The following is a 19,898-nucleotide window of genomic DNA, read 5'->3' on the forward strand; positions in this document are numbered from 1 at the left end:
TGGCGGAGGCGGACGGGAATCGAACCCGCCTGGCCGAGATGCTCGGCCACGTCGGCTTTAGAGGCCGCGGGGGCCACCAGACACCCTGACGCCTCCGCGGGTGAGCCTACGGGGTGGAACTGTCGGAGGTCGCTGCCACCATCCGCGGCGTGAACCGCACCGAGCACCGCACCCCCGCCACGCTGCCGCCGGTCGCCCTCACGCCCGAGGAGGCGGCCGCCGTCGCCGCCGCGCTGGCCGCCCACCCCGAGGGCCCGTACGCGGCCGCCGGCCGGACCGCGCTGGAGAAGGTGCTGGGGGCGCTGGAGCCGGATCCGGCCCAGCGGGCGCGGCTGCTGGCGAGCAGCCGGCGCCTGGCCGCCGAGGCGGCGCTCGACGCCGAGGTGCGCCGCCGCGTGGAGCAGGGGCTCGGCGAGCAGCGGGTCCTGGTGCTCGGGTACCGCGATCGCGAGGGCCGCTCGTCGGAGCGGGCCGTGGAGCCGCAGCTGCTGGTCCGCGCCGGCGCGCACGAGTTCCTCCTGGCCTGGTGCCGGGAGCGCCACGAGCTGCGCTGGTTCCGGGCCGACCGGATCGGCGCCGCCGAGGTCACCGGGGAGCCGGCGCCGCGGCGCGACCTGACCGGTGTGGCGGCCCCGCCCTCGGCCGGGCACCCCGCCGGGCGGAAGCTGCCCCGGGCGGCACCTCCCCCGCTGCCCGGGCCACCCCGGCTCCGGGTGCTCCGCGGTGGCCGGGCCTAGATTCGGGTCCGTGACCACCGCACCCGCGCGCATCCGGCTCACCCAGTACGCCCACGGCGGGGGGTGCGCCTGCAAGATCCCGCCCGGCGAGCTCGAGGCGGTCGTGGCCGGGTTGACCGCGCAGGGGCCGGCCGACCCGGCCGCCGAGCTGGTCGTGGGGCTGGACGACGGCGACGACGCGGCGGTGGTCCGCATCGCCGGCGGGCAGGGCCTCGTGCTCACCACCGATTTCTTCACCCCGGTCGTCGACGACGCGTACACCTTCGGCCGGATCGCCGCGGCGAACGCGCTGTCCGACGTCTACGCGATGGGCGGCACCCCGGTGGTCGCCGTGAACCTGCTCGGCTGGCCCCGCGACCTGCTGCCCGCCGAGCTCGCCGCCGAGGTGCTGCGCGGTGGCCTCGAGGTGGCCCAGGAGGCCGGCTGCCACGTGGGCGGCGGGCACTCCATCGACGACCCCGAGCCCAAGTACGGCATGGCGGTCACCGGCGTGGTCGACGTCGACCGGCTGATCACCAACTCAGGGGCCAGGGCCGGCACACCGCTCACCCTGACCAAGCCCCTCGGGGTGGGGGTGCTCAACAGCCGCATGAAGGCCACCGGCGAGGTGTCGGAGGAGGCCGTCGCCGCGATGACCGCGCTCAACCGGGAGGCGGGGCGGGCCGCGGTCGCCGCCGGGATCCGCGCGGGCACCGACGTCACCGGCTTCGGCCTGCTCGGCCACCTCTACAAGATGGCGCGGGCCAGCGGGGTCACCGCCGTCGTCGACGCCGCTGCCGTCCCGTACCTGACCGGTGCGCGGGAGGCGCTGGCCGCGGGCTTCGTCTCCGGGGGCACGCGCCGCAACCTCGACTGGGTGCGCCCGCACGTCGACCTCGCCGCGGTGGACGAGGACGAGGCGCTGCTGCTGGCCGACGCGCAGACCTCCGGCGGGCTGCTGCTGGGCGGCGAGGTACCGGGCGCCCCGGTCATCGGCGAGTTCGTGCCGCGCGGGGAGCACGTCGTCGTCGTCCGCTGACAGCCCCGGGAGCATCGCAGCGGGCAACGAGCGGCCCTGTGGTCCGTCGTCGGGGCGCAGAGGGGACCGGAACTCGCCCGCTGGGGCAGCCGCGGCGAGTCCCGCGCGACGCGCCGCCGCCGGTGGGCCGGGCGCGCCGGCGGGCCTGGCACGACGGGGCCGCCGCTGCCACGCTCCCGCGCACGACGGGCGCCGAGAAGCCGGGCCCGGCATGCGAGGAGGACCGGGATGAGGGCGTCGAGGTCGCGTCGGGGGCTGGGCGTTCTGCTGCTGGCGGCCGCGGCGGGGCTGATGACGCCGGGACCGGCCGCGGCCGGGACCGAGGAGCGGATCGGCTTCGCCAGCAGCGGGCTCGACGGCACCGACCCCCGCAACGGTCGCACCCTGCACGCCGTCCTGGAGGTCTTCGACCCGCCGGCCGAACCGGCGTTCGGGGTCACCGACTTCTTCGTGGGCGGCCCGCTGCCCGGCGGCGGTGGCGAGGGCGTCCTCTACGAGTGCACCACCGAGGCCCGGGTGCGGGCCCGGCTCGACGGGCTGCGCTCCGCGGGCGCGGGCGGAGTCCTGCCCCTCATCTGCTCCTCCCCCGTCGGCCTGCCCGACCGGGAGGGCTACGCGGTCGTGGGCATGGCCTGGCACGGGACCGGGCCGGTGACGCGGCACGTCTTCGACCGGGGCGAGTGCACCGAGCACCTCGACGTCCGCGCCGCCCGGGTCGCCGGTGGGGTCCGCCTGGTGGTGCCCGACGTCGCGGTGGGCCGGCTGGTCAACGTCGACCCCGCGGAGAGCGAACTGCGCCAGCAACGGGTGGTCTGCGGCTGACGCAGCCGGCCGGGTGTCCGTGTCGCCCTCGGCTCGGGCATGTCATAGCGTCCCGATCATGCTGGCTGCCTTCGTCTCCACCCCTGCCCCGAAGGATCCGCTCTCCGTGCTGGAGATCGGGGAGCGCCCCGAGCCCGAGGCGCCCGACGGCTGGACGACGATCCAGGTCAAGGCGGTGTCGCTCAACCACCACGACCTGTTCAGCCTCCAGGGCATCGGGCTGCCCGCCGAGCGGATGCCGATGATCCTCGGCACCGACGCCGCGGGGATCGACGAGGACGGCAACGAGGTCGTCGTCCACGGCGTCATCTCCACGCCCGACTGGATGGGCGACGAGACCCTCGACCCGAAGCGGTCGCTGCTGTCGGAGGTGCACCAGGGCTCGATGGCGGAGAAGGTCGCCGTCCCCCGGCGCAACCTGCTGCCCAAGCCGGCCGAGCTCTCCTTCGCCGAGGCCGCCTGCCTGCCCACCGCCTGGCTGACCGCCTACCGGATGCTGTTCGTGAAGTCCGGGCTGCGGCCGGGGCAGACCGTCCTGGTGCAGGGCGCCAGCGGCGGGGTGGCGACGGCGCTCATCGTGCTCGGCCGCGCCGCCGGCTACCGCATCTGGGTCACCGGCCGCAGCGAGGAGAAGCGGGCCGCGGCGCTGGCGCTCGGCGCCGAGCAGGCCTTCGAGAGCGGCGCGCGGCTGCCCGAGCGGGTCGACGGCGTGATGGAGACCGTCGGCGAGGCGACCTGGGGCCACAGCATCAAGTCGCTCAAGCCCGGCGGCGTGCTCGTCACCTCCGGCGCCACCACCGGCTTCAACCCCGGGGCGGAGCTCAACCGGGTCTTCTTCACCCAGCTGTCGGTCATCGGCTCCACGATGGGGACGAAGTCCGAGCTCGAGGCACTGATCCGGATGTGCGCCGTCACCGGCGTCCGCCCGCAGATCGACGTCGAGCTGCCGCTGGCCGACGCCCGGGAGGGCTTCGCGCGGATGCTCGAGGGCCGCACCAACGGGAAGATCGTCTTCACCCTCTGAGGCGGGCGGCGGTGTGCGCGGGCGCGCAGTTCCCAGCGGGGAACCGCGCGCCGGCGCCCACCGTCAGTGCACGATCTTGAGGCCGACGACGCAGCCGACGATGCCGGCCAGCAGCAGCACCCGCACCAGTGACACCGGCTCCACGCCGGTGACCATCGCGTAGGCGACGGTCAGCACCGCGCCGATGCCCACCCACACCGCGTAGGCGGTGCCCAGCGGCAGCTCGCGCATGGCGAAGGCGAGCCCGCCCATGCTCGCGACCAGGGCGACACCGAAGACCACCGAGGGCACCAGCCGGGTGAACCCGTGGGACCGGTCGAGCGCCGCCGCCCACACCGCCTCCAGCACCCCGGACAGCACCAGCACCAACCACGACATCGCGGGCCCCTCTGGCGCCGTCTTGTCGCACACCGGGTACGGCACCGCTCGTCCGGGAGCCGGGAAGGCGGCTCCCCTCCACCATCGCACGTGTCAATTGCGGTTGACATCGGGGCCGCGCGCACCTTGGGTCGACAGCCGTGGCGGACGCGGCGCAGGTGGCCACGGCGGCCGGCAGCGAGGACCCGGCGGTGGGGCTCGCCGCGGTGCGCTCCCTGCGGGTCCTCGTCGAGCGGCTCGAGGCGCTCCAGGTCGGCAACGCCCGCGACCTGGGCTGGACGTGGGAGCAGATCGCGCAGGAGCTGGGCGTCAGCCGCCAGGCGGTGCACAAGAAGCACGCGGGCGGTCGCGGGCCGCTCCGACGGAGGGACTGACCTGGACGCCGCCCGGGGCCGGGTCGAGAGGAGTCCGGACCCGGCGCGCTCGACGGCCCACGAGGCAGCTCACCCGGCGGGCACATCCCCTTCGCCCCGCGGGCCAGAAAAGGTGCTGGGGCTCGCGCAGCGCGAGGCTCTCGCCCCCGAGTCGCGCACCCTCACCGACGGGCACATCGCACTCGGCCCGATCCGCGAGGGGCAGGGGGCTGGCCATGGAGTGCTGCACGACCGCGGCGCGGACGTCCCGGCGCTGCGCGACGACCTCAGGCTCGCGCTGGACTCCTGACCGGCGCGCCGCGCAGCAGGAGCAGGGCGGCCGCCGCGGCCAGCGCGGCCGCGACCGCGGCTCCGGCGAAGACGGTGTGCAGCTGGGTCAGCACCGCCGCCTCGGTGGCGGCGTCGTACGCCGGGCAGTCGGCCGGGCTCGCGGGGCACAGCTCCACGGGGCTGCCGATGGCCGCCACCTCGGCCGTGAACCGGCGCAGCGCCACGGCCGTCAGCAGCGACAAGCCGGCCAGCATGCCGACGGTCCGGGCCACGACGGCCAGCGAGCTGGCGCTCCCGTGCACCCGCGGCGGGGTGACGGCCAGCAGCACCGCGTTGACCGGCGCGATCGCGAGGCCGAACCCGAGCCCCGCCGCGACCAGGACGGCGGTCGACCACGCCCCGTCCAGCGACCGCTCGTCCCACCCCGTCATCGCGGCGAAGGCGGCCGCCGCCAGGGCCATCCCGGCGCCGGCGACGACGCGGGGGGCGACCACCCGGCACAGCCAGCCCCCGGTCACCGCCCCGACCGGCACGGCGACCAGCAGCCGCAGGAGCACCAGGGCCGCACCGAGCTGGTCGCCCGGCGTCGTGGTCGCGCGCGCGAACAGGGGGACGTCGACGAGCGCGGCGACCAGGGCGGCGCCCACGAAGAGGTTCACCACCAGCGCCCCCCACGCCCCCACCGGCCGGAGCGCGGCGAGCGGCAGCACCGGTGCGGCGGCGCGCCGCTCGTGCAGCACGAACAGGACGCCGGCGAGGGCGGCCAGCGGCAGCAGCACCCACCCGTGGGCGACCACCTCGCGGGCCGGGTCGGCGGCGGCGAAAGCCCACACCAGGGCGCCGAGCGCGACGACGGCGAGCAGCGAGCCGACGACGTCCACCTCCCGCGCCAGCCGGCCGAGCCCGCCCAGCGGCAGCACCGCGCCCGCAGGCTGCGCCAGGCTGCGCGCGACCAGGAGCACCCCCAGCACGACGGTGACCAGCAGCAGGGGCCCCGTCCACGCCGATCGGTCCAGCAGCGGGACCCAGAGCAGGCCGAGGGTGACGTCCTCGGCCAGCGCGGGCGGCTCGGCCAGCAGCAGCCCCAGCGCGAGGACCGTGAGCGCGGCGAGCCCGAGCCCGACCGGGTCGGGCCGGCGGACCCGCCCGGTGACGACGACGCCCACCGCCAGCGCCACCCCGAGCAGCAGGTTGAGCCAGAAGATGGCGCGCCAGTCCGCCACCGCGAGCACGGCGGCACCCGCCAGCGGACCGAGCACCGCGCCGGCCTCCTGCACGGCGCCCACCACGCCGAGCGGGACCGCCCGGCGCTCGGGTGACCACCGGTCGGCGACCAGCGCCAGCGTGGCCGGCACCAGCCCGCCCGCGCCGATGCCCTGCAGACCGCGCCCGGCGACGGCCGGGCCGAGCGTCTCCGCCGTCGCCGTCAGCAGCGAGCCGAGGGCGAACAGCAGCAGGCAGCCGACGAGCACCGGGGCCCGCCCGCGCAGGTCGGCCAGCCGGCCCAGCAGCGGCAGCGTCGCGGTGTACCCGAGCAGGAAGCCGCCGACGATGGGCGTCGCCCTCTGCAGCTCGTCCAGCCCCACCCCGACGCCGGTGAGGATGTCGGGGAGGGCGAGGACGACGACGTAGGTGTCGGCCGCCGTGACGAGCACGGCGAGGGTGGCGAGGACGATCGCGGCGAGACCCGGGACCGCCCGGGCGCCGGGCTCAGCCGGTGGCCGGTGCGCTGATCTCGACATCGGCCCCGAAGTCGCTGAGCTCGAGGATGTAGGTGGCGTCGGTACCGGCCTCGAAGAACGGGCCGGTCAGCTCGGCGCGGCGCAGCTCGCCGCTGTCGGTGGCGACGGAGAACCGGGCCTGCACCGGCTGCTCCGGGTCCTGGCTGGTGAGGAGCTGCTGCACCAGGTCACCGGGCAGCTCGGCGGTGACCTCACGGACCACCGCGCCCTCCACCCGGCGCTCCTCCCCCAGCTCGGCGCCCTCCGCCTCGACGAGCAGCTGCGAGATGCCGGTCTCCGGGTCGAGCAGGGCGCCGGGGTCGCCGATGCCGAACTGCGCCGGGTCGATGACGCTGAAGCCGCTGGTGAAGGGCAGCTGCGCGTAGACGGTGCCGCCGACCGACACGACCTCCAGGTCGAGGCTCGCCCCGGCCGCCAGCACCTGCAGCGTGCCGTCGAAGGATGCCGGGCGGGCCATGTCGCCCTCCCCGCCCACCAGCACGGTGCCGGTGCTCGGCGCCCCCTCGCTGCCCAGCACGAAGTGCACGGTCTCCGCCCCATCGAGGGTCTGCTTGGCCCGCGCGAGCAGGGCGGTCGCCGACTCGGCGGGCTCCTCGGAGCCGCAGGCGGCGAGCACGGGGCCGGCCAGCAGGGCCAGCGCCAGCAGCGGCGCGCCCGTCCGGCGCAGCAGCATGACGTCCTCCCGTCGCGGCGGGACTCCCCCGGCCGTCGCGGCGGACACTAGCGCGCCGGGGTCACACCGCGGCGGCGCTCCGGGCGGCGATCCGCGCGGTCACTTCTTGGAGGCGGTGGACTCGTTCGTGGAGAGCGCCGCCACGAAGGCCTCCTGCGGGACCTCGACGCGGCCGACCATCTTCATCCGCTTCTTGCCCTCCTTCTGCTTCTCCAGCAGCTTCCGCTTGCGGGTGATGTCACCGCCGTAGCACTTGGCGAGGACGTCCTTGCGGATGGCGCGCACGGTCTCGCGGGCGATGACCCGCGAGCCGACGGCGGCCTGGATGGGCACCTCGAACTGCTGCCGCGGGATGAGCTCGCGCAGCTTGCCGGCCATCATGACGCCGTAGCTGTAGGCCTTGTCCTTGTGCACGATCGCGCTGAACGCGTCGACGGCCTCGCCCTGGAGCAGGATGTCCACCTTGACCAGGGCGGACTCCTGCTCGCCGGCCTCCTGGTAGTCCAGCGAGGCGTAGCCGCGGGTGCGCGACTTCAACGCGTCGAAGAAGTCGAAGATGATCTCGCCGAGGGGCAGCGTGTAGCGCAGCTCGACCCGGGACTCCGACAGGTAGTCCATCCCGCCGAGCTGGCCGCGCCGGCTCTGGCAGAGCTCCATGATGGCGCCGGTGTAGTCGCTGGGCGCGATGATGGTGGCGTTGACGATCGGCTCGTAGACGGTGTCGATCTTGCCCTCGGGCCAGTCGCTCGGGTTGGTCACCGTGATCTCGGAGCGGTCCTCCATGACCACGCGGTAGACGACGTTCGGCGCGGTGGAGATCAGGCTGATCCCGGCCTCGCGCTCCAGCCGCTCGCGGACGATCTCCAGGTGCAGCAGGCCGAGGAAGCCGACGCGGAAGCCGAAGCCCAGGGCCGCCGACGTCTCGGGCTCGTAGGTGAGCGCGGCGTCGTTGAGCAGCAGCTTGTCCAGCGCCTCGCGCAGCAGCGGGTAGTCGCTGCCGTCGATCGGGTAGAGGCCGGAGTACACCATCGGCTTCGGGTCGCTGTAGCCGCCGATCGGCTCGGCCGCCGGCTTGTGCTGCAGGGTGACGGTGTCACCGACCCGGGACTGGCGGACGTCCTTCACCCCGGTGATGAAGTAGCCCACCTCGCCGACGCTGAGGCCCTCGACCGGCTTCGGCTCGGGCGAGATCACCCCGATCTCCAGGAGCTCGTGCGTGGCACCGGTGGACATCATCTTGATCCGCTCGCGCGAGGAGATCTTGCCGTCGACCACCCGGACGTAGGTGATGACGCCGCGGTAGATGTCGTAGACGGAGTCGAAGATCATCGCGCGGGCGGGGGCGTCGGCGTCGCCGACCGGGGCCGGGATCTCCTGCACGATGCGGTCGAGCAGCGCGGGGACGCCCTCACCGGTCTTGCCGCTGACCCGGAGGACGTCGTCCGGGTCGCAGCCGATGATGTGGGCGATCTCGGCGGCGTACTTCTCGGGCTGCGCCGCGGGCAGGTCGATCTTGTTGAGGACCGGGATGATCGTGAGGTCGTTCTCCAGCGCCAGGTACAGGTTGGCCAGCGTCTGCGCCTCGATGCCCTGGGCGGCGTCGACCAGCAGGACCGCCCCCTCGCAGGCGGCCAGCGACCGGGACACCTCGTAGGTGAAGTCGACGTGCCCCGGGGTGTCGATCATGTCGAGGACGTACTCGGTGTCCCCGACGGTCCACGGCAGGCGGACGTTCTGCGCCTTGATGGTGATGCCGCGCTCACGCTCGATGTCCATGCGGTCGAGGTACTGGGCGCGCATCTGCCGTGCCTCGATGATCCCGGTGACTTCCAGCATCCGGTCGGCCAGCGTCGACTTGCCGTGGTCGATGTGGGCGATGATGCAGAAGTTCCGGATGCGGGCCGGGTCGGTGGCAGCAGGAGTCGTCACAGTGCCGCCATCGTCCCACGTCCGCGCCCCGGGTCGTAGGCGGGCGGGACCGCCGCGTCGTGCCGGATGTGCCGGACGTCGCCGGACGGCGGGTTGGGGCTGCCGACGGGGCGCTGGTATCTTTGCAGGCCGGTCCTGTGGCGCACGCCGCCCGGACGCACGAACGACTGTCAGAAGAACTCCCTCCTGTCGAGACACCGAGGCTCACGCGTGGCGAACATCAAGTCCCAGATGAAGCGGATCAAGACCAACGAGAAGGCGCGCCAGCGCAACGTTGCCGTCAAGTCCGCCCTGAAGACGGCCGTCCGGCGGGTGCGCACCGCCGCCGAGTCGGGGGACGCCGCGGCCGCGACCGCCGCCTACCAGGCCGCCGCCAAGCAGCTGGACAAGGCCGCCAGCAAGGGCGTCATCCACAAGAACCAGGCCGCCAACCGCAAGTCGGGTCTGGCGAAGCTCACCGCCGGTCTCTGACCGGGCCGCGCCCACCGGGCGCACCCGCTCGACGACGAGCCCCCTCCCCTCGCGGGACGGGGGCTCGTCGCGTTCCCGCCCGCCCGCAGCACGCCCCGAAGGACCGCCCGTGACCTCCCCCGGCCGCCGCTTCCTCGTCCTGCACGGGTGGCAGAACCACCGGCCCGCGCACCACTGGCAGTGGCAGCTGGTGGAGTCCCTGCGCCGCGCCGGCGAGCTGGTCCTGTACCCGCAGTTCCCCGAGCCCGACCGGCCGGTGCTCGCCACCTGGAGCGAGCTGCTGCGTGCCGAGCTGGCCCAGCTGGGCGACGGGGAGCGCGTCGTCGTCGCGCACTCGCTCGCCGTGCCGCTGTGGCAGCACACGGCCTCGCTGCTGGCTCCGGCCGAGCGGGTGGACCGGGTGCTGCTGGTGGCCCCGCCGGCGCCCGAGGTGCTGGCCGGCCACCCGGAGGTGGCCGCCTTCGCCGCGATCCGCCCCGATGCGGACGCGCTGTGCCGCGCTGCCGCGTCGGTGCGCCTGGTCGCGAGCGACGACGACCCGTACTGGCCCGGCGCCGGCGCGGTGCCCGTCTACGGGGCGCTCGGCGTCGAGACCGACCTGCTGCCGGGCCAGGCGCACCTCGACCGCGAGGCCGGGTACGGGCGGTGGCCCGCCGTCGAGCAGTGGTGCCTGGACCCGGCGACCCGCCTCTCCCCCCGCTGAGCAGTCCCCCCAGCCGACCGGCGCCGGTCAGCGGCCGGTGCGCACCCGGCCGCGACCCGTCTCCGCCCGGATGGTGACGATCCGCCGGATCGCCCGCTCGAGCGCGTAGTCGGCGTTGGCCGCGACCCCCTTGACGTCGGCGTTGAGGTCGGCCGCCACGCCCAGGGCCTGCTGCAGCCCCTCGATGCTCCAGCCGCGCGCCTGCGCCTGGGCCTTCTTCACCTTCCACGGCGGCATCTTCAGCGTGCGGGCGAGGTCGCCGACGTTGCTGGAGCTCAGCGACGCCACCCGCGCCGCGGTGCGGACGCCGTCGGCGATGGCGTCGGCGATGAGCACGTGCGCGACCCCGCGCTCCAGCGCCCAGCGCAGCATCTCGATGGAACCGGCGCGGTCCCCGGTCAGCACCCGTTCGGCCACGGTGAAGCCGGTGACCTCGGCCTGGCCGCGGTGGAAGCGGGCCACGTCGTCGGCGTCGATGCTCCCGCCGAAGTCGGACACGAGCTGGCCGGCGGCGGCCGAGAGCGACCGCAGGTCGGCGCCGATCGCGTCGACCAGCGCCGTGACCGCGTCCGGGGTGATCCGGCCACCCAGCTGGCGCACCTCGTTGCGCACGAAGGCGATCCGGTCACCGACGGAGGTGACCTTGGGGCACTCGTCGACGGCGGCCCCGGCGGCCTTGAACGCCTTGACCAGCGCCTCGTTCCGCTTGCCGCCGGCGTGCACGACCACCAGCGTCAGGTCGGGATCGGGGACCTTCGCCCAACCGGTGAGCGCGTCGGCGAGCGCCGACGCCGCCTCCTGCACCCCGGTGACGACGACGAGCCGGTGACCGCCGAACAGCGACGGCGCCAGCACGTCGGCCAGCTCGCCCACCGGCAGCCCCATCGCGGCCAGCTCGTGCACCTCGCCGTCGGGGTGGCGGGCGAGCACCGCCCGGCGCACGGCCGCGACGGCCCGGGAGCGCAGCAGCTCCTCCTCGCCCACCACCACCCGCAGGCGGGACGTGGGCTCGACGGCGGCGGCAGGCACCCCCGCATGGTGCCACGCGCCACCGACGGTCCACGGCCACCGCCCGGGCCGCCGGGAGGGCGTCCGGCAGGGTGTCCGGCAGGGTGTCCGGCAGCACGGGCCCGGGCGGTGCGGCCTGGCCGCCGGCGTCGGCGCCGCGGGCGGCGACCCCCCAGCCACCGGCCGCGCCGACCACCGCGAGGTCGCCGTCCCGGTCGGTGCGGTGCACCCGGGCGCCGGCATCGGCCAGCCAGTCCAGCAGCCGCGGCGCCGGGTGCCCGTAGCCGTTGCCGGCCCCGACGGAGACGATCGCGGTCCGCGCCCCGGTGGCGGCGAGGAACCCCGGGTCGGCGTCCCCGCTGCCGTGGTGGGGCACCTTCAGCACGTCGGCCCGCAGGTCGGCGCCGTCGCGGAGCAGGGCAGCCTCCTCGTCGGCGCCGATGTCGCCGGTGAGCAGCACCCGGAGCCCACCGACGGTCACCCGGGCGACCAGGGACAGCCCGTTGGGGTCGGCCGCCGCGGTGGCCCGGGGCGGCTCGGGTGCGAGCACGTCGACCGCCACCCCGCCCACGCCGCGGCGGTCGCCCGGGACCAGCACCTCGCGGGTGCCTCCGGCGCGCCGGACGAGGGCGTCGACGCCCGGTGCGCGGTCGTCCGCCGGGGACAGGGTGCCGGTGGCCACCACCCCCACCGTGCGGCCGCCGAGCGCGCCGGGGAGCCCCCCGACGTGGTCGGCATCCAGGTGCGAGAGCAGCACGAGGGGCAGCGCGTCGATGCCCAGCCGGTCCAGGCAGCGGTCGATGGGCGCCGGGTCCGGGCCGGCGTCGACCAGCACCCCCTGCCCGGCGCCCAGCGGCAGCACGAGCCCGTCGCCCTGCCCCACGTCGCAGGCCACCAGCAGCGCCCCGGCCGGCGGCCAGCCGTCGAGGCCCTGGCGCAGCGGCCAGCCCACCACGACCAACCCGACCAGGGCCGCCAGCGCGAGCGGCCGCGCCCGCGGGATGCGCCACAGCAGGCACCCGGCGACCAGCAGGAGGAGCGCGAGCAGCAGGGCGCCCACCGTGCCCGGCGGCCAGCCGGCGACGGCGTCGGGCACCGCGGCGGCCCGCTCGGCCACCAGCACGATCCAGCGCACCGGCCACCCGGCGAGCCCGACCAGCGCGTCACCGGCCCGCGGCAGCACCAGCCCGGCCGGGGCGGCCAGCAGCCCGAGGACCGTCGCCGCCGGCACGGCCGGCGCGGCCAGCAGGTTCGCCGGCAGCGACACCAGGCTCACCGTGCCGGTCAGCCCGGCGATCACCGGTGCGGTCGCGAGCCCGGCGGCCGCGCTCACGGCCACCGCGTCGGCGGGCCACGCGGGCCAGCCGTGCCCGCGGAGCCGCCGCGACCACGGTGGGGCCAGCAGCACGATGGCCGCGGTCGCCACCACCGACAGCGTGAACCCCGGGTCCCTCGCCAGGCCCGGTTCGACCAGGAGAAGCACGGTCACCGCCGCGCCGAGCGCCGGCAGCGCCGCGCGCGACCGGCCCGACGCGAGGGCGAGCAGCGTGACGGTGCCCATGGCGGCCGCCCGGAGCACGCTCGCGCTCGGCCGGGCCAGCACCACGAAACCGACCAGCGCCAGCACGCCCACCAGCGCCTGCACCCGCCGGTCGACCGCCCGGCGCCGCAGCGGCCGGAGCACCCCGGCGACCACGATCGCCACGTTCGCCCCGGAGACGGCGGTCAGGTGGGCGAGGCCCGCCCGCCGGAACTCCTCCTCCAGCACCGGGTCCATCCGGCTGGTGTCACCGACCACCAGACCCGGCAGCAGGCCGCCCGCCCGGTCGTCGAGCACCCGTTCCGACGCGGCACCCAGCGAGTGCCGCAGATCGCCGGCCACCCGCTGCACCGCCCCCGGCGCGCCGACCGCCTCCGGTGGGCCGCGGACCGACAGCACCGCCACCACGTCGTCGCCGGGCCCGGGCGGCGCCAGATCCGCCCGCACCCGCAGCTGCTGCCCGGGCAGCAGCCCGGACCAGCCGCCGGCGGGCGCGAAGACCAGCACGGCGTCGTCCAGGCGGTGCCCGACGCCGCCGTGGTCCAGTGCCGTGACGTCGGCCTCCAGCAGCACCCGCGGCCGGCCCCCGCCGGCCAGCACCTGCGGGTCGGACCGCACGGTGAGGACCACGTCCGCGGTCCCGCCGGCCTGGGCCGCCGCCCGCAGCGGCGAGGCATCGCGGGCGGCTCCCCGCACGGCCGCCGTGCCGGAGCCGACCGCGACCCCGGCCAGCACCACGAGGACGACGGTCGCCGTCGCCACCCGGGCGCGGGCGAGCAGCACCGCCGCGGCGAGCGCAGCACCGCCGACCAGCGCCAGCGCGGGCCACCGCAGGTGGGGCGCCACGAGGCCCGTCGCCCACACCGCGGCCGCGAGCGGCCACAGCCGCAGGTCCAGCACCCGCCGGCGCTCGGGCACGGGGCTCACACCTGCACCAGGTCGGCGAGCTCCGCTGCCTTGGCCGGGCCGATGCCCGGGACCTCGTCGAGCTCCTCGACGCTGCCGAAGGCCCCGACGCGGCTGCGGTGGTCGACGATCCGCTGCGCGAGGACCGGTCCGATGCCCGGGAGCGCGTCGAGCTCGGCGACCCCGGCCGTGTTCAGGTCCAACCGGCCCCCGGGCGCCGCAGCACCGGACCCCGCCGACGCGGGGGGTCCACCGGCCGCCGCCCCCGGCACCCCGACCGCGACCTGCTGCCCGTCGGAGAGCGGTGCGGCCAGGTTCACCGAGGCCGGGTCGGCGTCCGGCAGCAGCCCGCCGGCGGCCGCGACGGCGTCCGCTACCCGCGCACCGGCCGGCAGCGTCACCAGACCCGGCCGCGCCACCTGACCCACCACCGCGACCACCACGGGCGCGGTCGTGGCGGCCACCTCCCCCACCGGCGGCCCATCGGCCGGTGCGCTGCTCGGGGCGGAGGGCACCGGCAGGGGCGCGGCCGCCGGCTGGACCTGCGGCCGCTGCGCCCACGTCCAGGCGAGCAGGAGCAGGACCGCCACGGCGGCGGCCGTCCAGACGGCGCGGCTGCCTCCGCGGCCGGCGTCCCAGCGCGGTGTCGTGCCGGGTGCGCGGTGCCGCCCCCCGCCGGCCGGCCGGGTCTCCGGGGTGGGGACCTCCACCGGCACCGTGATCCGGTCGTCGGCCGGCCACCCGGGCCCGTCCTCGTCGTCGGGCAGCCAGCCATCCGCGGCCGGCCGGGGTTCGGCCAGGACGGCGCGCAGCCGGGCGCGGATGACGTCGGCATCGTCGTCGCGGCGGGCTAGGAGGCGCACCCCGGCGACGCTAGGGAGCCCGAGGGCGGCCGCGCCCGGTCACGCCGGACCTGTGGAGGAGCACCCCGGCTGTGGACGACGAGGGGCCCGGTCGGCGGGGCTCGCGGCAGCCTGTGCCGGTGCAGCCCCGCCCGCGGTCAGCCCGCGCCCTCCGCCTCCCCGCCGTCCGCCGGCTCCGGAGCCGTGCAGAGCACGACCCCGACCGCGCCGGGGCCCACGTGCGCGCCGATCGCGGCACCGAGCTCGCTCACGTGCAGGTCACGCAGCCGGGGTACGCGTGCCCGCAGCTCGGTCACCAGCCGGTCGGCGCGCTCGGCCGCCGCCAGGTGGTGCACGGCCAGCGACACCTCGCGCTCGCCGGCGTGCTCCACGACGTGCTGGACCAGGCGGGCCAGCGCCCGCGTCGAGGTGCGCACCTTCTCCAGCGGCACGACCCGGCCGTCGACCACGTGCAGCACCGGCTTGACCGCGAGCGCCGACCCGAGGACCGCGGCGGCCGAGCCGATCCGCCCGCCGCGCCGCAGGTGCTCCAGCGTGTCCACCACGAACAGCGTCCGGGTACGCGCGGCGGCGTCCACCGCGATGCGCTGCACCGTGTCGCCGTCGGCGCCGGCCGCGGCCGCGCGCGCGGCCTCGAGCACGGCGAAGCCGGTGCCCATCGCCGCCGAGCGGGAGTCGACGACGGAGACGATGTGCTCGCCCACCTGGGAGGCGGCGACGCGGGCGGCGTCCCAGGTGCCGGAGAGCTCGGCGGACAGGTGGACCGACACGAGACGGTCGGCCCCGGCGTCCAGCGCGGCCCGGTAGGCGGCGACGAAGTCCCCGGGCGTGGGCCGCGACGTCGACACCCGCTGGCCGCGCGCCGAGAGCGCCCGCGCCACGTCCTCGGAGCTGATGTCCTCGCCCTCCCGCCCCGAGCGACCGGCCAGGACGACGTAGAGCGGGACGACCCGGATGCCCAGCTCGGCGGCGAGCGCGCGCGGCAGGTAGGCCGTCGAATCGGTGAGGACGGCGACGGGCATCCGGCGAGGCTAACCGCCCCGGTGCCACCGGGCCGCGCGTGGTGGCGCGACCGGTCAGCCGGCGGCGTCGGCGTCCTGGGCCGGGCCGTCGCCCGGCCGGTCCCCGGCCGCGCCCGGTGCCCCCTGCTCGGGGTCGGCACGGAGCCGCGGCCCGGGCGCGGCGAGCCCCTCGGGGAGCGGCCCGGCCGACGCGTTGTGCCGCAGCAGCCGCCACCGGCCGCTCTGCCGGGCCAGCTCGCTCCACGCGCAGTTGCCCAGCGGCCCGAAGACCCGGCGGTGGTCGGGCCCCAGCTCCAGCAGCGTCTCGATCATCCGGCCGCTCGTGCCCCCGTGGGTCACCACCACGGCGACGTCGGCCGGCGGCAGGTCGGCGAGCGCGGCGAGCACCCGGGCGACGACCGCCGGGGCCTCCTCGCCGCCGCGGCCGCGCACCGGTCGCCCGGCCAGCCAGTCCGCGTACTGCTCGGGGTACCGGTCGGCGACCTCGTCCCGGGTGAGCCCCTCCCAGGTGCCCATGCCGTGCTCGCGGAGCCGCGCGTCCAGCTGCAGCGGCACGCCCAGCAGCGCGGTCAGCGCCCGGGCGGTGTCCGCCGCGCGGCCGAGGTCGCTGGCCACCACGGCGGTGGACCGGTTCCCGAGCCCGGCGGCCGCGACGAGGTGGGGGGCGGCGTGGGCCGCCTGCGCGCGCCCGACCGCGTCCAGCGGCGGGTCGAGCTGCCCCTGGAACCGTCCGGCCGCGTTCCACCCGGTCCGCCCGTGCCGCCAGACGACCAGGCGGGTCACCGGCAGCTCGGGCGGGGCCGGTGCCGTCACTGGCCGGTCGTCTCCGCGACCGACGCGGCCCCCGGGTCGGCCGCAGCACCCGTGCCGTCCGCGGGGCGGTCGGCGTCGGTGAACGGGATCGTCGGGCAGTCCTTCCAGAGCCGCTCGAGGGCGTAGTAGGCCCGCTCCTCCGCGTGCTGGACGTGCACCACGACGTCGACGAAGTCCAGCAGCACCCAGCGGGCCTCGGCGACGCCCTCGCGGCGCACCGGCTTCACGCCGTGCGCCCGCAGCCGCTCCTCGACCTCGTCGACGATCGCCTGGACCTGCCGCTCGTTGGGAGCCGACGCGAGGACGAACGCATCGGTGATGGCCAGCCGCTCGCTGACGTCGACGATGGTGACGTCGGTCGCCAGCTTGTCCGCGGCGGCCTGGGCGGCGCGCAGCGCGGTCTCCCGGGCCTCGGGCGAGGCGGTCATTCGGGCACCTCCTGGAGGTGGGACGTCGTGGGTGGGGTGCGCTCGCCGGAGGCGTCGGGGCTGGTCCCCGGCCCGGCCGGCGGGCGGTCGTAGGTGGGGCGGTCGCCCGCCGGGCGGCCGTCGCGCACGGGCACGGCCGGCCTGCGCGCGGTGCCCCGGTAGAGGCCGCGCTTCTCGATGTACTGGACGACGCCGTCGGGCACGAGGTACCAGACCGGCATCCCGCGGCCCACCCGCTCCCGGCAGTCGCTGGAGCTGATCGCCAGCGCGGGGATCTCCACGAGGCTGACCCCCCCTTCGGGCAGGTGGCTGTCGGCCAGCGTGTACCCCGGCCGCGTGACGCCGATGAAGTGGGCGAGCTCGAAGCAGCGGGCGCCGTCGCGCCAGGTCATGATCTGGGCGAGGGCGTCGGCACCGGTGATGAAGAACAGCTCGTCGCCCGGGCGCTGGGCCTGGAGGTCGGTGAGGGTGTCGTAGGTGTACGTCGGGCCGCCCCGGTCGATGTCGACCCGGCTCACGGAGAACCGCGGGTTGGACGCCGTCGCGATGACGGTCATGAGGTAGCGGTCCTCGGCGGGGCTGACGTCCCGGTCGCTCTTCTGCCAGGGCTCGCCGGTGGGCACGAACACGACCTCGTCGAGGCCGAACAACCCGGCGACCTCGCTGGCGGCCACGAGGTGCCCGTGGTGGATGGGGTCGAAGGTCCCACCCATCACGCCGACTCGTCGTCCCGCCACCGGCCGAGCGTATCCGGGTCCTGCGACGCGGCGCCGCGAGGACCGGTGACCTGCTGGAACGGCCCCTTCGCAGGGCCCCCACGAGTTCGCGCGTGGTGGGGCGGAGGGGTCGTCCTTCAGAGCGTCGTGACGAAGTCGGCCAGCTGGGCGGCGTTGCGGCACTCGACCATGTCGATCACCTCGCCGTACCGCTCCGCCGCCGAGTCGCCGCTGCCCCACAGCCGGCGCGGCTCGGGGTTGAGCCAGTGCGCCGACCGGGCCTTGCCCACCAGCCCGGCCAGCACGGGTACCCCCGGCTGCCGGTAGTTGGTGCGCCCGTCGCCGAGCACCAGCAGCGACGTCTTCGGCCCGACCGCCGAGGCCCAGCGGTCGGCGAACACCTCGAGGGCGGTGCCGTAGTCGCTGTGCCCGTCGAAACCCACCACCTGCGCCTCCCGGCCCATCCGCGCGATGGCGTCGGCGACGTCGACCCCCGGGGTGAAGAAGCGGGTCACCTCGTCGGTGGAGTCGACGAACGCGAACGCCCGCACGCCCGTGAAGTGCTCCCTCAGCGCCTGCGTCAGCATCAGGGTGAAGTGGCTGAAGCCGGCCACCGAGCCGCTGACGTCGCAGAGCACGACCAGTTCCGGCTTGTGCACCTTGCGCGGCCGGTGGTGGGTGACGACGGGGACCCCGCCGGTACCCAGCGACGCGCGCACCGTCTTGCGGAAGTCCAGCCGGCCCTCCCGCCCCATCCTCCGGCGGGCCGAGAGCCGGACGGCGAGCCGGCGGGCCAGCGGGGCCACCGACCGCCGGAGCTCGGCGAGGTCGGCCGACTGGGCGCGCAGGAAGTCGACCTGGTCGGCCAGCGGGCGGACGGCGTTCTTCGCGACCCGGTCCCGCCCCTTCTCCGCGGCCGTGCGCCGGCGCACCTCGGCCTCGACCGCCGTCCGGAAGGCCGCCAGCCGGTCGCGCACCGTCTGCCGGGCGACCTGCTCGGCCAGCCCGCCGCGCTCCCCGCCGCCGAGCAGGCCGGCGAGCAGCTGCGCGACGAGCGTGTCCGGCGAGAGCGCCCGCATCACGCGGTAGCTGAAGTAGGACTGCCCCGAGGGCGTCGGCTGCCCCTGGCCCAGCAGGTCGACGGCGTCCCGCGCGAACCGGCGCAGCGCCTCGGGGTCTCCGTCGGCGAGCAGCTCGAGCAGCTGGGCGCGCATCAGCTCGGCCAGCGCGGCGTCGTCGGGCACGTCGAGGGTGGGCTGCCCGGTCTCCCCCGCCTCGCCGTCCTCGGCGTCGGGTGCCGGGCGGTCGCCCAGCGGCCACCACAGGTCGAAGAGGACGTCGTAGGCATCGCGCTGGGCCGCCCGCTGGAGCAGCACCGCGGCCAGCCCGTGCCGCAGCTGCTCACGGTCGAGCAGGTCGACGACGGTGAGGATCTCCGCCGCGTCGACCGCCTGGCTGATGCCGACCGGGATGCCGGCCTCGCGGACCGCCCGCACGAACCCGTCCAGGTGCCCGGCGAGCCCGCCGGGCTCCCGGGCCGGCGCGACCGGCTGCCCCATCAGTTCAGCCGCAGCTCGGCCGCGGCCCGGGTCTGGTCGCTGGCGTGCTTGAGCACCACGCCCAGCGTCGCGGCCATCGCCGGCTCGTCGAGGGTGTCCAGCCCCAGCTCCAGCAGGGTCTGCGCCCAGTCGAGGGTCTCCGAGATCGACGGCGACTTCTTCAGCTCCAGCCCGCGCAGCGCCCGCACCGTCGCGACCAGCTGGTCGGCCAGCCCCGAGGCGAGGTCGGGCACGCGGGAGAGCACGATCTCCCGCTCCCGCTCGGCGGTCGGGTAGTCCAGCGCCAGGTACAGGCAGCGCCGCTTGAGCGCCTCGGAGAGCTCGCGGGTGGCGTTGGAGGTGAGGACGACGGTCGGCCGGCGGGTCGCGGTCACCGTGCCCAGCTCGGGGATCGTCACCTGGAAGTCGCTGAGCACCTCGAGCAGCAGGCCCTCCACCTCGACGTCGGCCTTGTCGGTCTCGTCGATGAGCAGCACGGTGGGCTCCGTGCGCCGGATGGCGGTCAGCAGCGGGCGGGCGAGCAGGAACTCCTCGCCGAAGATGTCGTCGTGGACGGTGTCCCAGTCCGCGCCCCCCTCGGCCTGGGAGGCCTGGATGCGCAGCAGCTGCTTCTTGTAGTTCCACTCGTAGAGCGCGCGGGCCTCGTCCAGGCCCTCGTAGCACTGCAGCCGGATGAGCTCGGACCCGGTGGCGGCGGCCAGCGCCTTGGCCAGCTCCGTCTTCCCCGTGCCCGCCGGCCCCTCCACCAGCAGCGGCTTGCCGAGGCGGTCGGCGAGGAAGACCGTCGTCGCGATCTGGGCGTCGGGCAGGTAGCCGGCGGTGGACAGCCGCTTGCTGACGTCCGCGACCGAGGAGAAGTGGGGGGACTGCGACGGCGGGCGGGGCATGCGGCTCCTCGGGAG

Annotated in this window: 20 protein-coding genes, 1 tRNA gene, 1 pseudogene and 1 riboswitch; of the genes and pseudogenes, 8 read left to right on the forward strand and 14 right to left on the reverse strand. The window is 76.3% G+C overall.

From position 1 onward, the window contains the following. Positions 1–96: transfer RNA gene (locus E9565_RS11920), tRNA-OTHER, on the reverse strand. A 53-nt stretch (positions 97–149) separates the two neighbouring features. Between E9565_RS11920 and E9565_RS11925 the strand changes: the two genes are divergently transcribed. From E9565_RS11925 to E9565_RS11940, 4 genes are all read left to right on the forward strand, one after another. Further along, positions 150–737, forward strand: coding sequence for a YafY family protein (locus E9565_RS11925; RefSeq protein WP_236826324.1), 588 nt, complete (start codon positions 150–152; stop codon positions 735–737). Positions 738–747: 10 nt separating this feature from the next. Beyond that, on the forward strand, positions 748–1,755 hold the full coding sequence (gene selD / locus E9565_RS11930) for a selenide, water dikinase SelD (protein WP_236835224.1): 1,008 nt from the start codon (positions 748–750) through the stop codon (positions 1,753–1,755). A gap of 228 nt (positions 1,756–1,983) precedes the next feature. After that, positions 1,984–2,577, forward strand: coding sequence for a hypothetical protein (locus tag E9565_RS11935; protein ID WP_236826322.1), 594 nt, complete (start codon positions 1,984–1,986; stop codon positions 2,575–2,577). A 58-nt stretch (positions 2,578–2,635) separates the two neighbouring features. Beyond that, positions 2,636–3,601, forward strand: a complete 966-nt coding sequence (locus E9565_RS11940) for a zinc-binding dehydrogenase (RefSeq protein ID WP_236826321.1) — start codon at positions 2,636–2,638, stop codon at positions 3,599–3,601. Between the two features lie 63 nt (positions 3,602–3,664). On the opposite strand, the gene E9565_RS11945 is transcribed toward E9565_RS11940, so the two are convergent. Beyond that, complete coding sequence (locus E9565_RS11945) at positions 3,665–3,979, reverse strand: multidrug efflux SMR transporter (protein WP_236826320.1); 315 nt, start codon at positions 3,977–3,979, stop codon at positions 3,665–3,667. An 11-nt stretch (positions 3,980–3,990) separates the two neighbouring features. After that, a riboswitch (guanidine-III (ykkC-III) riboswitch) is annotated at positions 3,991–4,056 on the reverse strand. Positions 4,057–4,119: 63 nt separating this feature from the next. Here E9565_RS11945 and E9565_RS11950 point away from each other — a divergent pair. Both E9565_RS11950 and E9565_RS11955 read left to right on the forward strand, forming a co-directional pair. Beyond that, entirely contained in the window at positions 4,120–4,353 is a 234-nt protein-coding gene (locus E9565_RS11950) for a helix-turn-helix domain-containing protein (RefSeq protein WP_236826319.1), read from the forward strand. Positions 4,354–4,465: 112 nt separating this feature from the next. Beyond that, positions 4,466–4,642 (forward strand): hypothetical protein, encoded by a 177-nt coding sequence (locus tag E9565_RS11955; RefSeq protein ID WP_236826318.1) that lies wholly within the window; start codon positions 4,466–4,468, stop codon positions 4,640–4,642. Here E9565_RS11955 and E9565_RS11960 read toward each other — a convergent pair. The 3 genes from E9565_RS11960 to lepA form a co-directional block, all read right to left on the reverse strand. After that, the gene (locus E9565_RS11960; RefSeq protein WP_236835226.1) at positions 4,620–6,365 is read right to left on the reverse strand and encodes an MFS transporter; all 1,746 of its coding nucleotides are present in this window, start codon (positions 6,363–6,365) and stop codon (positions 4,620–4,622) included. The two genes, E9565_RS11955 and E9565_RS11960, sit on opposite strands and share 23 nt — an antisense overlap. Beyond that, positions 6,334–7,038, reverse strand: a complete 705-nt coding sequence (locus E9565_RS11965; protein ID WP_236826316.1) for an LppX_LprAFG lipoprotein — start codon at positions 7,036–7,038, stop codon at positions 6,334–6,336. Before E9565_RS11965 ends, E9565_RS11960 begins: the two co-directional genes overlap by 32 nt. Positions 7,039–7,137: 99 nt before the next feature. Continuing rightward, positions 7,138–8,967, reverse strand: coding sequence for a translation elongation factor 4 (gene lepA, locus E9565_RS11970; protein ID WP_236826315.1), 1,830 nt, complete (start codon positions 8,965–8,967; stop codon positions 7,138–7,140). Positions 8,968–9,177: 210 nt separating this feature from the next. Here lepA and rpsT point away from each other — a divergent pair, with 210 nt between their 5' ends. Both rpsT and E9565_RS11980 read left to right on the forward strand, forming a co-directional pair. Further along, the gene (rpsT, locus tag E9565_RS11975; RefSeq protein WP_236826314.1) at positions 9,178–9,438 is read left to right on the forward strand and encodes a 30S ribosomal protein S20; all 261 of its coding nucleotides are present in this window, start codon (positions 9,178–9,180) and stop codon (positions 9,436–9,438) included. 109 nt (positions 9,439–9,547) lie between these two features. Then, positions 9,548–10,141 carry an alpha/beta hydrolase gene (locus tag E9565_RS11980; RefSeq protein ID WP_236835228.1) on the forward strand — a complete coding sequence of 198 codons (594 nt, stop codon included), beginning with the start codon at positions 9,548–9,550 and terminating at the stop codon, positions 10,139–10,141. A 27-nt stretch (positions 10,142–10,168) separates the two neighbouring features. Here the strand turns inward: E9565_RS11980 and holA are convergent, their stop codons facing one another. From holA to E9565_RS12025, 9 genes and pseudogenes are all read right to left on the reverse strand, one after another. Further along, a complete protein-coding gene (holA, locus tag E9565_RS23555; RefSeq protein WP_374201735.1) occupies positions 10,169–11,392 on the reverse strand; it encodes a DNA polymerase III subunit delta in 1,224 nt (407 codons plus the stop codon). A 127-nt stretch (positions 11,393–11,519) separates the two neighbouring features. After that, a pseudogene (locus E9565_RS11990) lies at positions 11,520–13,616 on the reverse strand (ComEC/Rec2 family competence protein); the annotation flags it as partial. Further along, complete coding sequence (locus E9565_RS11995; protein ID WP_236835234.1) at positions 13,613–14,458, reverse strand: helix-hairpin-helix domain-containing protein; 846 nt, start codon at positions 14,456–14,458, stop codon at positions 13,613–13,615. The pseudogene E9565_RS11990 and the gene E9565_RS11995, both read right to left, overlap by 4 nt. A gap of 137 nt (positions 14,459–14,595) precedes the next feature. Continuing rightward, entirely contained in the window at positions 14,596–15,480 is an 885-nt protein-coding gene (locus E9565_RS12000) for a DegV family protein (protein ID WP_236826309.1), read from the reverse strand. A gap of 54 nt (positions 15,481–15,534) precedes the next feature. Beyond that, positions 15,535–16,293, reverse strand: coding sequence for a histidine phosphatase family protein (locus tag E9565_RS12005; protein WP_236835236.1), 759 nt, complete (start codon positions 16,291–16,293; stop codon positions 15,535–15,537). Beyond that, positions 16,290–16,721, reverse strand: a complete 432-nt coding sequence (gene rsfS, locus E9565_RS12010) for a ribosome silencing factor (protein ID WP_236835238.1) — start codon at positions 16,719–16,721, stop codon at positions 16,290–16,292. The genes E9565_RS12005 and rsfS overlap by 4 nt, the downstream gene beginning before the upstream one ends. Further along, a complete protein-coding gene (nadD, locus tag E9565_RS12015; RefSeq protein ID WP_236835241.1) occupies positions 16,718–17,458 on the reverse strand; it encodes a nicotinate-nucleotide adenylyltransferase in 741 nt (246 codons plus the stop codon). Before nadD ends, rsfS begins: the two co-directional genes overlap by 4 nt. A 116-nt stretch (positions 17,459–17,574) precedes the next feature. Then, positions 17,575–18,996: a VWA domain-containing protein gene (locus tag E9565_RS12020; RefSeq protein ID WP_236835243.1), complete on the reverse strand. Its 1,422-nt coding sequence runs from the start codon at positions 18,994–18,996 to the stop codon at positions 17,575–17,577. Next, a complete protein-coding gene (locus E9565_RS12025; RefSeq protein ID WP_236826304.1) occupies positions 18,996–19,883 on the reverse strand; it encodes a MoxR family ATPase in 888 nt (295 codons plus the stop codon). The genes E9565_RS12020 and E9565_RS12025 overlap by 1 nt, the downstream gene beginning before the upstream one ends. Positions 19,884–19,898 lie beyond the last annotated feature (15 nt).

The organism is Blastococcus sp. KM273129 (genome assembly GCF_021698995.1).
Lineage (GTDB): Bacteria > Actinomycetota > Actinomycetes > Mycobacteriales > Geodermatophilaceae > Blastococcus.